The following is a 13,441-nucleotide window of genomic DNA, read 5'->3' as shown; positions in this document are numbered from 1 at the left end:
ACACAGCACGCGTCCCAATCTTCCGGTCGGGCACGCGAATGTCAAAAAAGGGACGTATGTTTGGGCGTGTTGCAGATCGGCGCCACTCGTGTACACGCCCGAACAGGGTAAAAATCAGGTAACGGACAGGTGGAACGCCGAGGCATCACGCCCCCGGGTTTTCGCCGCGAGCCGGTCCCGTTTCACGCATCCGGGCTGCGCGGCCGCTTCCCGCGGCGCGCGGCAGGCGGTGGGCGAAACGCCGAAGCCGCTTGCGCCGTATGCCGTTGAGCAACAGTTAAGCTATTTATCTCGTACAGGACAGTTTTATGAAGACCGCACAGGAACTCCGCACCGGCAACGTCGTGATGATCGGCGCAGACGCAATGGTCGTGCAAAAGGCCGAATACAACAAATCGGGCCGTAACTCCGCCGTCGTCAAGATGAAGTTCAAGAACCTGCTGACCGGCGCAGGCATGGAAACCGTGTACAAGGCGGACGACAAGTTCGACGTCGTCGTGCTCGAGCGCAAGGAAGTGACGTACTCGTACTTCGCCGACCCGATGTACGTGTTCATGGACGCCGACTACAACCAGTACGAAGTCGAAGCCGAAATGATGGGCGACGCGATGCACTACCTCGAAGACGGCATGGCTTGCGAAGTCGTGTTCTACAACGAGAAGGCGATCTCGGTCGAACTGCCGACCACGCTGGTTCGCGAAATCATCTACACGGAACCGGCCGTCAAGGGCGATACGTCGTCGGGCAAGGTGCTGAAGAACGCCAAGCTGAACACCGGCTTCGAACTGCAAGTGCCGCTCTTCTGCAACATCGGCGACAAGATCGAAATCGACACGCGTACGCACGAGTACCGCAGCCGCGCCTAAGCGGCCGCCTACGTCACCCCGCCAGCGCCGGCGCCCTGCCGGCCTGCACAAAAAGCGCTCAATTTTTGGGCGCTTTTTCTTTTCTGTCGCGCCGTGTATGGTTTAGGAAAACTTTACCGGCAAATTTCTCAAAATTACCATCGCGACATCCGGATTTCGCGTTGGGCGCGCGGCAAGCCCTTGATCGATTTCGTCCACGCTCTTTGGCACGATCTCTGCTAGGTGGAGAGAGTTACGCGAGTATCGCTCATTTTCCACTCCTGGGAGAGGCACCATGAACAACGACATCGCTGAAGGTAAATGGAGACAGATGATCGGCAAGGCGAAGACCGCATGGGGCGAACTGACGGACGACGAGTTGACCAAGGCCGAAGGCCGGGCCGACAAGCTCGCTGGTCTGATTCAGGAACGCTATGGCAAAACCCGTGAACAGGCGGAACTCGAAGTGCGCCGGTTTTTCGATAGCAACCGGGATTTCTGACAGGACCAGTGAAGGAACTACAGGCGCCGGCCCGCGTGACTCAAGGCGCAGTGCCGGCGGCTGTCGTTTTTTCATCGCCCAAGGACCGTTCGTTTAGCCCTGTCATCGAGCCCCCAGAGTCCGCGGTGCGCGCCATCAGCGTTGGCGGCGCACCGGGCATTCAACCCATTCATAAAATTGCGCTCGCCATGCCACACGCCCTGATTGTTGAAGACGATCCCAATAGCCTGTCCGGTCTGTCGGCAATCCTCGCCGCCGACGGCTTTTCAGTCGACACCGCGACCACGCTCGCCGAGGCCCGCGGCGCATTGACGCGCTTCATCCCTGACGTCGTGCTCGTCGACCTGAATCTGCCGGACGGCAGCGGCCTCGATCTGTTGCAGCATCTGCCCGCGCATCCGCCGGGCGGCGCGCTTCCGGTGATCGTGATGACCGGCAATGCGACCGTCGAGAGTGCGATCGAGGGCTTGCGGCACGGTATCTGGGACTATCTGCTGAAGCCGGTCAACATTCCGCGCCTGCGCAGCCTGCTCGCGCGCATTCCGCGGCCTTATGAGCTGACCGAGGAGGTCCAGGCGCTGCGCGCGGCGCTGCGTCAGCTTGGGCGCTTCGGCTCGATGCTCGGTCGCAGCGGCGCCATTCAGCACGTGTACGACACGATCGAGCGTCTCGCGCCGACAGAAGCCGCGGTGCTGATCTCCGGCGAGGCTGGCACCGGCAAGCAGATCGCCGCGCGCACGCTGCACGACATGAGCCGCCGCCGCAAAGGCCCGTTCGTCACGTTCGATTGCCGCGGCGCGACCACGGGCGGGCTCAATCGCTCGCTCGACAGCATGCTGTTCGGTCACGAACGCGGAGCGTTCGGCGGCGCCGAGCAGCGCGAGGCGGGCCTCTTCGAACAGGCGAGCGGCGGCACCTTGTTCATCAACGAAATCACCGAGCTGCCGCGCACGCAGCAGGAAGCGCTGTTGCGCGCGCTCGATTCGCAGACCTTCATGCGCGTGGGCGGTACCAGCCAGATCGTGACCGACTTCCGGCTCATCGCGTCGACGCGCAAGTCGCCGCGCGCGGCGGTCGCGGACGGCTCGCTGCATCAGGACCTCGCGCTGCGCCTCGAAGCCGCCGCGGTCATGCTGCCGCCGCTGCGCGAGCGTGGTGAAGATCCGCTGCTGATTGCGCAGGCAGCCGTCGACGAACTGAATGTGGAAGCGACCGCGCGCGGTACGGCCGAGGTCGCGAAGCAGGCGGCGCCGAATTTCCTGCGCGAATGCCTCGCGTACGATTGGCCGGGCAACGTGCGCGAACTGCAGGAGCGCGTGCGGCGCGCTTATCAGGCATCGGGCGACGTGATCGAGTCGTTGCGCGCCGACGAAGCCAGCACGGCGAACGGCCGCGATCTGAACGGCAGTCGCGTGCAGGTGACCGTCGGTACGCCCCTCGCGGACGTCGAAGAAATGCTGATTCGCGCGACGCTCGACGCGGTCGGCGGCACGCGGCATCGCGCGGCGTCGTTGCTGGGAATCAGCCCGAAGACGCTGTACAACAAGTTGCAGCGCATGCGCTTGAACTGAGCGATCGGATCGCGCGTGCTGCGGCTGTCAAGCAAAGCCTGACGGCGGCTCGCACCGTTCGAAGCTGATAAAAAATGGCGCCTTGAATTGCTTCAAGGCGCCATTTCCGTTTATGCAAACGTACTGCGCAGCAGCCTCTGCGCTTCGGCGTACCGTGGCTCGGCCATCAGCTTGCTCCACGTGAGCGCTTTACCGCGCGGCCGCATGCGCTTCAGCCGCCGCTGCGATTCCCTCGCCGGCGTGACGCGCAGCGCGTCGAGCACCTTCTCCGCTTCGTCCGGCTGGTTGCAGATCAGCACCATGTCGCAGCCGGCCTCCAGGGCCGCTTGCGCACCTTCGGTCAGCGTGCCGCCCTGGCGCGCGGCTTCCATCGACAGATCGTCGCTGAAGATCGCGCCTTCGAAGCCAAGCTTGCCGCGCAGGATGTCCTGCAACCAGATGCGCGAGAAGCCGGCCGGCTTCGCATCGACCCGCGGATAGACGACGTGCGCGGGCAGCACCGCGCCAAGCGACAGACCGAGCCAGTCGTACGGCGCGACGTCGTTGCCGACGATTTCTTCGATCGGGCGTTCGTCGACGGGCATCGCGACGTGCGAATCTGCCTGCGCGAATCCGTGCCCTGGAAAATGCTTGCCGCAATTGCTCATGCCGGCGAGCGCGAGGCCGTGGTTCAAACTCTTCGCGAGCAGCGCGACCACGCGCGCATCGCGATGGAATGCGCGATCGCCGATCACCTGCGAGTGCCCATAGTCGAGGTCGAGCACCGGCGTGAAGCTCATGTCGATACCGCACGCGCGCAGTTCCGCGGCGAGGATATAGCCGACCGCGGTCGTCACCTTGGTCGCGTGCAGCACGTCCTGGTCCCACAGCGCGCCGAGCTTACCCATCGACGGCAGCACCGTGAAGCCGTCGGTGCGAAAGCGCTGCACGCGGCCGCCTTCGTGATCGACGGCGATCAGCAGATCCGGGCGAATCGCGCGGATGGCATCGGTCAGCCCGACCAGTTGCGCGCGGCTCTCGTAGTGGCGCGCGAACAGGATCACGCCGCCGGTCATCGGGTGAGCGAGACGCCTTTTGTCATCGCGGTTCAGCGTTTTGCCGACCACGTCGAGCATCACCGGTCCGGGTGTGGTTTTCATCGAATTCCGCTGGAAAACTGTGAGACAACACAAACGCGACCGCCAGCGGCCGCGCTCAACCTTTTCATTCTGTGGCGGAACGGGCGGACGAAGCCCGCGACGCCGACGCCGCCAACGAAGCTTCCGTATCGCCCGGCCGCTGCGTCTCCGCGATCACGAACGACACCGCGTAGTCGCGCTCGTCGCTGATCGTCACGCGCGCCGTGATGCCGCGCGCGTCGAGCCAGTCGGCCAGCTCGCCAGAGGCGACCACCATCGGCTCGCCGCTCGGCCGGTTCAGCGTTTGCAGCGCGCGCCAGCTCATCGGCCAGTGCATGCCGAGGCCGATTGCCTTCGAGAACGCCTCTTTCGCCGAGAAGCGCGTCGCGAGAAACGCGAGACCGCGCGCCGCCGAACGGGCGTGGCGCGCGTGGTACACGCGTAGTTCGTCGGGACCGAGCACCTTCTCCGCGAAACGGCCATTGGTGCGAGTCATCACCGCTGCTACGCGGCTGACCTGAACGATGTCGGTGCCGATTCCGTAGATTGCCATGCGTGCGTCCGTCGCCAGGTTGCGTTACGCGCGCGCGCCGAGACGCGCGGCGACCATGATCGCCTTCATCTCGCGCACCGCGTTGTCCCAGCCCGCGAAGATCGCGTGCGCGACGATCGCATGGCCGATGTTGAGTTCGACGATGCCGTCGATCGCCGCGATCTGCTGCACGTTCGTGTAGTGCAGGCCGTGGCCCGCGTTCACTTTGAGGCCGAGCGTCGCGCCGAATTCGACTGCTCGCACGATGCGCTCGTATTCGGGCTGCTGTTCCGCGGGATCATGAGCTTCCGCGTAACGGCCTGTGTGCAGCTCGATCACCGGTGCGCCGGCTTCGTACGCGGCGCGAATCTGCGTCTCCTCGGGGTCGATGAAGAGCGACACGCGCGAGCTCGCGTCCGCCAGTTGCTTGCATGCGGCGCGCACCGCCTCGAACTGTCCGGCGACGTCGAGACCGCCTTCGGTCGTCAGCTCCTCGCGCTTTTCCGGCACGAGGCAGACGTCGTGCGGTTGCACTGCGCACGCGATGTCGAGCATTTCCGGCGTGACCGCGCATTCGAGATTCATGCGCGTTTTCAGCAGCGGACGCAGCTTGCGAACATCCGCATCGATGATGTGCCGGCGGTCTTCGCGTAGATGCAGCGTGATCGCGTCGGCGCCGGCTTCTTCGGCCATCAGCGCGGCGCGGATCGGATCGGGATAGGACGTGCCACGCGCGTTGCGCAGCGTGGCGACGTGGTCGATGTTCACGCCGAGATCGATCGCGGTCGGCGAAGTCAGGAAGAAGCTCATAGGTTTTGCAGGTCGATCAGGATCTGGCGGGTGGCAAGCGGCGCGCCGCCGAGATAGGTGTTGAGCAGGAAGCGCATCAGCGTTTTGCTTTGCGCGACGGTCTGCGCTCGATGGTAATCGTCCTTTTCCATATCGAGCAAGGTTTGTCCCGTCACTACCGGCCACTGCGCGGGCCATTCGTCCGATGCCTCGCGTACGCCGCGCTCGGGATCGAACACGTAGCGGCCGTCGGCGAGCACCGCTTTGCGTGCGACCGTGCGGTCGAGCGCCATCGCGTAACCGGTCTCGCGTAGCAGCACGCGTTCGAACGAGCGCAGCACCTGCACCGGCGGCTCATCGTGCGCGAGCCGCGCCAGCGTGACGACGTAGTGATGGAACAACTGAGGATGCGGGTCTTCGCGCGCGCAGAAACGCACCAGCAGTTCGTTGACGTAGAAACCGCACAGCAGCGCGTCGCCGGTCAGCGGCAGCATGCCGCCGACCCATTCGGCGCCGGTCAGCGTGCGCATTTCGGACTTGCCCGACCACGCGAGCGACAGCGGCTGGAACGTTTGCAGCACGCCGCGCAGCGCGGAGTGCGGGCGCTTCGCGCCCTTTGCGACCAGCGCGAGACGGCCGTGATCGCGCGACAGCACGTCGATGATCAGGCTGGTCTCGCGATACGGATAGCTATGCAGCACGAACGCGGGCTGCTCGGTGATCCGATATTCGGATGTGGAGGTGCGCGGCACGCGGCGCGCCGGCGTTTTGCGTGGCTCGCCATCGTCGGCGGGTGCGCCTTTCGCGCTTTTTGGGCTTTTTGCGTCGGCCGACGATTTCCTCGCGCTACGCGCGGGCCGAGACGGTTCGTGCTCCGGCTGATCCGAAGCCTCGTCTGAATTGAGCGTCATCCACGCGTCATTCGTACCCATACGCACGAAGCCCGGCTTCATTGTCGGCCCAGCCGCTCTTCACCTTGACGAAGGTTTCGAGGTACACCGGCCCGTCGAACAGCTTTGCCATGTCGAGGCGAGCCTCGGTGCTGATCTGCTTCAGCTTCGCGCCCTTCTGGCCGATGATCATCGCCTTGTGCATGTCGCGATCGACGAGGATCGTCGCGAAGATACGGCGCAGCCGCCCTTCGGTTTCGAACTTCTCGATCAGCACGGTGCTCGTGTACGGCAGCTCGTCGCCGGTCCAGCGGAAGACTTTCTCGCGCAGGATTTCGGCGGCAAGGAAGCGCTCGCTGCGATCGGTCAGGTCGTCCTCGCCGTAGATCGGCTCGCCTTCCGGCAGGAACGGCTTGACGGTGGCCATCAGACGTTTGATGTCGTCGGAATTTTTCGCCGAGAGCGGCACGATCTCGTTGAACTCGCGCAGCGTGCTCATCTGCTGCATGAACGGGAACAGCGAGTCTTTATCCGACACGCGATCGAGCTTGTTCGCGATCAGCAGCGTCGGGACCTTCGCCGGGATCAGATCGAGTACCTTCTGGTCGTCAGGGCCGAAGCGGCCTGCTTCGATGACGAACAGGATCGCGTCGACCGAGGTCAGCGTCGACGTAACGGCGCGATTCAGCGAGCGGTTCAGGGCGCCGCTGTGTTTGGTCTGAAAACCGGGCGTGTCGACGAAGATGTACTGGGCGTCTTCGAGCGTATTGATGCCGGTAATGCGATGGCGCGTGGTCTGCGCCTTGCGCGACGTGATGCTGACTTTCTGGCCGACCAGCGCGTTCATCAGCGTGGACTTGCCGACATTCGGGCGGCCGACGATCGCGACCATGCCGCAGCGAAAACCAGTGGGAGTGGGAGCGTTCATATTCGGACTACGGCAGGTTCAGTCCGGCGCGCGCGACGCGCACGCCGATGGCAATCAATGGCCCGCATCGGCGACGCGCGTTTGCACCGCGTCGGCGACGCCGGGTTCGTGTTCGGCAGGTGCCGGGGGCACCGAGACAACCGACGCGGGCGCGGCGGTCACGCTCGACGCAGCAGTCCCCGGCGCGGCCTCGCGGCTGCGCTGACGGTCTGCGCTGCGAGCGTGTGACGGCGTGTCGGCTTTGAGGTCGGGGGTTTGGTCCGCTGCGGGTTTTTCGGCCGGCTTGTCGACAGGTTTCTCGCCCGCGTGGATCGAAACCTTGTCGGCCCTCTCCGTCTTTTCGGACTTTTCGGCGCGCTCCGGCTTGTCCTGTCCGCTGTACTCCACATGCGCGGCACGAATTACAGCCAACGGCGCACCGGCGGGACCCGGCGCGGCACGCTCGGCCGCCGGTCTTTCAGCGGCTGATTTTTCCACGAAAGGTTTGTCGGCGTGCCCTTCCAGCGCGACAGCCGCGCGCCCTTCACCGCGCGCGCTCTTGCGATCCGGTGTGCGCAAATCCAGTGCAGCCTGTACGCCGGTCACGCCCGGCACGATTTCCTGCAGGGCATTTTTCGCGGCACGCGCGCCCTTCGAGCGCTTCGGCTTCGCGACCACGGCAGGCGCCGCGGCCATCACTTCGTCGAGCGCCTTCTTTGCGGCCGCCTGCTCCGCCGCGCGACGGCTCGCGCCGGAGCCGGACACCTTGACGTCCAGCTTCGGCACCGTACATTCCACTTCGAACTGCTGATTGTGCGCCGCACCATGCGTGGCGACGACCGTATAAGTAGGCAACGCGATCTTGTGGCCCTGCAGATACTCCTGCAGCAGCGTCTTCGCGTCCTTGCCAAGCGTGCGCGGGTCGATATGGTCGAGAATCGGTACGTAAAGGCGCTTGATGACCGTCTGCGCAGCCTCGAATCCGCCGTCCAGAAATATCGCACCGAGCACCGCCTCGAGCGTATCCGCGAGGATCGACGGGCGGCGGAAGCCGCCGCTGCGCAACTCGCCCTCGCCGAGGCGCAGGCCCTCCGAAATATTGAGTGCCTGAGCAATCTCGTAGAGGGACTGCTGTTTGACCAGATTGGCGCGCACGCGAGACAGGTCGCCTTCGTCGAGTTTGCCGAAACGTTGGAACAAAAGCGCAGCCACCGCGCAATTCAGAACGGAGTCGCCGAGAAATTCGAGCCGTTCGTTATGCGTGGAGCTATGACTGCGGTGTGTTAGAGCCTGGCGCAGCAATTCCGCATTGCGAAATTCGTAGCGCAAACGGCTTTCCAACGGAGATAGGGGCATGGGCAGAGTATAACGCGGGCGCCTGACCCGGCGGAAACACGGGGCGCCAGCGGAAAAAGCGTGGTGAAACGACGTTACCGCGAGTTCTTAAAGTAGCATGACAACACGCCGCGACCGAGATAACCGGGTGCCGGTTATTCGCGCGGCGTGTGAGAAGCGCTCATGAAGCGATCAATGCACGCGACTCACTGGAAAGGGCCGATGCGCCGCAGATCGCTGAAGTTCATCCAGATGAAAAATGCGCGGCCGACGATATTGCGTTCAGGCGCAAAACCCCAGTACCGGCTATCCGCGCTGTTGTCGCGGTTATCGCCCATCATGAACAAATTGCCCGGCGGCACTTTGCAGATCACGCCACGCGCGTTGTACTGGCAGTTGTCGCGATACGGATAATCTTCCGCACCAACGATGAACGGCGGCACCGCCGGATTATTCAGAATCGCGTTCTTGCGGCCGTCGATATCTTCCTCGAACTGCTTCGCATAACCGAGACGCTCTTCGTCGAGATAATCGGGCAACGGCGTTTCAGGCACCGGCTTGCCGTTGATCGTGAGTTTCTTGTCCTGATACTCGATCACGTCGCCGGGCAGACCAATGACGCGCTTGATGTAGTCGACCGATTCGTCTTTCGGATAACGGAACACCACCACGTCGCCGCGATGGACCGGACTGCCCTGCGTGATCCTCGTGTTGGTAATCGGCAAACGTAGACCATATTCGAATTTATTGACGAGGATGAAGTCGCCCACCAGCAGCGTCGGCACCATGGAGCCCGATGGGATCTTGAACGGCTCGATCACGAACGAGCGCACGACGAACACCACCAGAATCACCGGAAAAAAGCTCGCCGTATATTCGAGCCACCACGGCTGACGCAGCTTGTCGTCGCGCAGACGCGCGCGCGTTTGCGCGGCGTTTTCATCGGCGAAACGCTCGCCGATGCGTGCCTGCTGACGATCGAATTCGGCGACTGCGGCTTCCGCCTCGCGGCGCCGTTTCGGCAGGAAAACCAGTTTGTCCGCGACCCATGCGACACCCGTCAAAACGACGAGCACAAAAAGAATCAACGCAAAATTCATAGGGTTCCGTTATTCAACTTATTTGTCTTCGACACGCAGAATAGCGAGGAAAGCCTCTTGCGGGATTTCAACCGAGCCCACCTGCTTCATTCGCTTCTTGCCCGCCTTCTGCTTTTCAAGCAGCTTCTTCTTACGCGTGATATCACCGCCGTAGCATTTTGCCAGCACGTTCTTACGCAACGCTTTAATGTTTTCGCGCGCAATAATGTTCGAACCGATCGTGGCTTGAACCGCTACGTCGTACATCTGACGCGGAATCAGCTCGCGCATTTTCGCCGCCACTTCGCGGCCGCGGTACTGGCTTTGCGAACGGTGCACGATAACCGACAGCGCATCGACCTTGTCGCCGTTGATCAGCATGTCGACCTTCACGACGTCCGACGCGCGGTATTCCTTGAACTCGTAATCCATCGACGCATAACCGCGCGAAATCGACTTCAGACGGTCGAAGAAATCGAGCACGACTTCACCCATCGGAATTTCGTACGTAAGCTGAACCTGACGACCGTGATACTGCATGTTGATCTGGTTGCCGCGCTTCTGCGTACACAACGTGATCACCGCGCCGACGTAGTCTTGCGGCATGTACAGGTTCACGGTGACGATCGGCTCGCGCACTTCCTCGATCTTCGACGGCTCCGGCATCTTGGCCGGATTCTCGACCATCAGGGTCGTGCCGTCGCGCTGCAGGACTTCGTAGACCACGGTCGGCGCCGTCGTGATCAGGTCCATGTCGAACTCACGTTCGAGACGTTCCTGCACGATTTCCATGTGCAACAAACCGAGGAAGCCGCAGCGGAAACCGAAACCGAGCGCCTGCGACACTTCCGGTTCGTACTGCAGCGACGCGTCGTTCAGCTTCAGCTTTTCGAGCGAATCGCGCAGCGCGTCGTACTGATTCGCTTCGACCGGATACAGACCCGCGAACACCTGCGGCTTCACTTCCTTGAAACCCGGCAGCGGCACGGCCGCCGGCTGGTTCACGAGCGTAACCGTGTCGCCGACCTTCGCCGCCGCGAGTTCCTTGATGCCGGCGATGATGAAGCCCACCTGCCCCGCCGACAGTGATTCGAGATCCTTCGACTTCGGCGTGAACACGCCGATATGTTCAACCGGATACTGCGCGCCGGTTGCCATCAGCCGGATCTTGTCCTTCGGACGCAGCGTGCCGTTGACGATGCGCACCAGCATCACGACGCCGACGTAGTTGTCGAACCACGAGTCGATGATGAGAGCCTGCAGCGGCGCTTGCGGATCGCCCTTCGGCGGCGGCACTTTCGCGATCAGCGCTTCGAGCACGTCTTCGACGCCGAGGCCCGTTTTCGCGCTGCAATGCGTCGCGTCGGTCGCGTCGATGCCGATCACGTCCTCGATCTCGGCGATCGCGTTTTCGGGGTTCGCCGCCGGCAGATCGATCTTGTTCAACACCGGCAACACTTCGACACCGAGTTCGATGGCCGTGTAGCAATTCGCGACGGTTTGCGCCTCCACACCCTGGCTCGCGTCGACGACGAGCAGCGCGCCTTCGCACGCGGACAGCGAGCGGCTGACTTCGTACGAGAAGTCGACGTGCCCCGGGGTGTCGATCATGTTCAGGTTGTAGAGCTGCCCATCGCGCGCGCGATACGACAACGCGGCGGTTTGCGCCTTGATGGTAATGCCGCGCTCGCGCTCGAGATCCATCGAGTCGAGCACCTGAGCTTCCATCTCGCGGTCGGACAAACCACCACAAATCTGGATGATGCGATCGGCGAGCGTCGACTTGCCATGGTCGATGTGCGCGATGATCGAGAAGTTACGAATATGATCCATTCAGTGCCGATCAAGCGAAAAGGCGCGCCCCGGACAATAGCGGAGCACGCCTTGTAAGTAGGTGAAAATCTTATCTATTTTAGCCGAAAAGCCCATCGGCCGGCGCATCTTGCGAAGCGCAGGCCTCAAGACGGCGTAGAGGATGCGAGAAAATTACCGCGCGCATCGCAGTGAGCCGCGGCAAAAATGCGCATGGATCGCGCGAAACCAGATGCCGCGGGGGTGTGTATCAGGATGCCGCCGCGACACGCGACGCATGTGCAGCCAATGCTGCCCGCACGGGCGCTTCGTCGAGATGGTAGTGGCACAGTTCGACGCCATCGCAAACCAGCACCGGCACCAACTCGTTGTAACGCGCTTCGAGCAACGGATCGCTGTCGACGTCGATCACCGCCAGCTGCGCTCCGAACTCGGCCAGCATTGGCTCGAGCGCAGCGCGCATGTCCTCGCACAGATGGCACCACGCGCGCCCATAGAGCGTGAGCGATGCCGTCTTCGTCATTTCTGCGCGCTGCGCGGACGAATCGGCACGAACTGCGTGTTGTCGCCGCGACGAACCAGCAACGCGACCATCTTCTGCGAATCGAGGTGTGAAGTCAGCTCGTCGAACTGTTTCGCGCTCGTCACATCCGTATCGCCAACCCGCAGGATGATGTCGCCCTTTTGGAGCCCGACACGCGCGGCCGGACCGTCGACCGCATCGATCTGCACGCCGTTCTGAATCTTCAGCGCTTTCTGCTGATCGGCGGGAATGTCGCTGACCGCGATGCCGAGCGCGTTGGTCGCGCGCTGCTTCGGCGCTTGCGGCTTCTTCTGATCCGCCTTCGCGACCTTGTCCGGCTGCATTTCTGCGATCGTGACCGGCAGTTCGCGCGTTTGACCCTTGCGCCAGATCGTGATCGACGTCTTCGTGCCCGGCTTCGTATCGCCGACCATGCGCGGCAGGTCCGTCGCCGTGTCGACCGAATGACCGTTGAACTTCAGGATGATGTCGCCCGGTTGCACGCCGGCCTTATCGGCGGGTCCGCCCGGCTCCACGCTGCTGACAAGCGCGCCCTGCGCCTTCGGCAAACCGAGCGACTCGGCGACGTCCTTCGTCACTTCACCAATCGCCACCGCGATGCGGCCGCGCACCACCTTGCCCGAACTCTTCAGCTGATCGGCCACGCGCATCGCCTCGTCGATCGGAATCGCGAACGAAATGCCCATGAACCCGCCGGTGCGGCTATAGATCTGCGAATTGATGCCGATCACCTCGCCCTGCATGTTGATCAGCGGACCGCCCGAATTGCCCGGATTGACGGCCACATCAGTCTGGATGAACGGCAGGTAGTCGCCGGTATCGCGCCCCTTCGCGCTGACGATACCGGCAGTCACCGTGTTTTCGAGACCGAACGGCGAACCGATCGCGACGACCCATTCGCCGACGCGCACCTTGTTCGAGTCGCCGATCGTGATGGTCGGCAGGTTCGACGCGTTGATCTTCACGACCGCGACGTCGGTACGGTCGTCGACGCCGATCAGCTTCGCCTTGAATTCGCGCTTGTCGGTCAGCGTCACGTAGATCGTGTCCGCGTCGTCGATGACGTGCGCGTTGGTCATCACGTAGCCGTCCGCCGACAGGATGAAGCCCGAGCCGACCCCGCTGTTCTGTTCGGCGTCCGAGTTGTCCGGTGAATCCGGGCTGCCGCCACTACCGCCGCCGCCCCCGTTATCACCCCCGTGCGGCGATTGCGGTGACTGCGGCAACGGAATCCCGAAGAAGCGCCGGAAGAACTCCGACATGTCGCCGTCGTCCATACCCGGCGGCAGGCCGCCGCGGGAACTACCGTTCGACACGCGCGTTGTCGTGCGAATGTTGACGACCGCCGGGCCAACCTTGTCGACGAGGTCGGTGAAGTCGGGCAGGTTGGCAGCGGGAGCCGCCGATGCCATATGCGGCACAAGCGGCAAACACGCTGCCACCACTACGGCCGCGAGGAATTTGCGCACCGAGAAAGTCGTCATATCGTAGCAAGCCGAGGGATTTCAGGATTCGGA

Annotated in this window: 13 protein-coding genes; 3 read left to right on the top strand and 10 right to left on the bottom strand. The window is 63.0% G+C overall.

Going from position 1 to position 13,441, the window contains the following annotated elements; translation table 11 throughout:
• The first annotated feature begins 308 nt into the window (after positions 1-308).
• The 3 genes from efp to F6X40_RS11840 all read left to right on the top strand — a co-directional run bounded on the left by efp (position 309) and on the right by F6X40_RS11840 (position 2,918).
• A complete protein-coding gene (gene efp, locus F6X40_RS11850) occupies positions 309-866 on the top strand; it encodes an elongation factor P (protein ID WP_008919334.1) in 558 nt (185 codons plus the stop codon).
• A gap of 274 nt (positions 867-1,140) precedes the next feature.
• On the top strand, positions 1,141-1,347 hold the full coding sequence (locus tag F6X40_RS11845; RefSeq protein WP_090801149.1) for a CsbD family protein: 207 nt from the start codon (positions 1,141-1,143) through the stop codon (positions 1,345-1,347).
• 188 nt (positions 1,348-1,535) lie between these two features.
• Positions 1,536-2,918 (top strand): sigma-54-dependent transcriptional regulator, encoded by a 1,383-nt coding sequence (locus tag F6X40_RS11840; protein WP_187627986.1) that lies wholly within the window; start codon positions 1,536-1,538, stop codon positions 2,916-2,918.
• A 110-nt stretch (positions 2,919-3,028) separates the two neighbouring features.
• Here F6X40_RS11840 and nagZ read toward each other — a convergent pair whose 3' ends face one another.
• The 10 genes from nagZ to F6X40_RS11790 all read right to left on the bottom strand — a co-directional run bounded on the left by nagZ (position 3,029) and on the right by F6X40_RS11790 (position 13,408).
• Positions 3,029-4,057, bottom strand: coding sequence for a beta-N-acetylhexosaminidase (gene nagZ, locus F6X40_RS11835; RefSeq protein WP_187627985.1), 1,029 nt, complete (start codon positions 4,055-4,057; stop codon positions 3,029-3,031).
• A gap of 64 nt (positions 4,058-4,121) precedes the next feature.
• Positions 4,122-4,589 (bottom strand): holo-ACP synthase, encoded by a 468-nt coding sequence (acpS, locus tag F6X40_RS11830; RefSeq protein ID WP_184071620.1) that lies wholly within the window; start codon positions 4,587-4,589, stop codon positions 4,122-4,124.
• 24 nt (positions 4,590-4,613) lie between these two features.
• On the bottom strand, positions 4,614-5,378 hold the full coding sequence (gene pdxJ, locus F6X40_RS11825; RefSeq protein ID WP_187627984.1) for a pyridoxine 5'-phosphate synthase: 765 nt from the start codon (positions 5,376-5,378) through the stop codon (positions 4,614-4,616).
• Positions 5,375-6,289: a DNA repair protein RecO gene (gene recO / locus F6X40_RS11820; protein ID WP_187627983.1), complete on the bottom strand. Its 915-nt coding sequence runs from the start codon at positions 6,287-6,289 to the stop codon at positions 5,375-5,377. The genes pdxJ and recO overlap by 4 nt, the downstream gene beginning before the upstream one ends.
• Complete coding sequence (gene era / locus F6X40_RS11815; RefSeq protein WP_026225953.1) at positions 6,276-7,175, bottom strand: GTPase Era; 900 nt, start codon at positions 7,173-7,175, stop codon at positions 6,276-6,278. Before era ends, recO begins: the two co-directional genes overlap by 14 nt.
• Positions 7,176-7,229: 54 nt before the next feature.
• Positions 7,230-8,510 (bottom strand): ribonuclease III, encoded by a 1,281-nt coding sequence (rnc, locus tag F6X40_RS11810; protein WP_187627982.1) that lies wholly within the window; start codon positions 8,508-8,510, stop codon positions 7,230-7,232.
• A gap of 185 nt (positions 8,511-8,695) precedes the next feature.
• Positions 8,696-9,589, bottom strand: a complete 894-nt coding sequence (gene lepB / locus F6X40_RS11805; protein ID WP_187627981.1) for a signal peptidase I — start codon at positions 9,587-9,589, stop codon at positions 8,696-8,698.
• 18 nt (positions 9,590-9,607) lie between these two features.
• Positions 9,608-11,401 carry a translation elongation factor 4 gene (gene lepA, locus F6X40_RS11800; protein WP_187627980.1) on the bottom strand — a complete coding sequence of 598 codons (1,794 nt, stop codon included), beginning with the start codon at positions 11,399-11,401 and terminating at the stop codon, positions 9,608-9,610.
• A gap of 229 nt (positions 11,402-11,630) precedes the next feature.
• Entirely contained in the window at positions 11,631-11,903 is a 273-nt protein-coding gene (locus tag F6X40_RS11795; RefSeq protein WP_184061411.1) for a glutaredoxin family protein, read from the bottom strand.
• Complete coding sequence (locus F6X40_RS11790) at positions 11,900-13,408, bottom strand: DegQ family serine endoprotease (RefSeq protein ID WP_187627979.1); 1,509 nt, start codon at positions 13,406-13,408, stop codon at positions 11,900-11,902. The genes F6X40_RS11795 and F6X40_RS11790 overlap by 4 nt, the downstream gene beginning before the upstream one ends.
• Positions 13,409-13,441 lie beyond the last annotated feature (33 nt).

Source organism: Paraburkholderia sp. UCT31, from assembly GCF_014397655.1.
GTDB lineage: Bacteria > Pseudomonadota > Gammaproteobacteria > Burkholderiales > Burkholderiaceae > Paraburkholderia > Paraburkholderia tuberum.
Note: the sequence above shows the minus strand (reverse complement) of the source record. Positions and strands in the feature narration are given on the sequence as shown.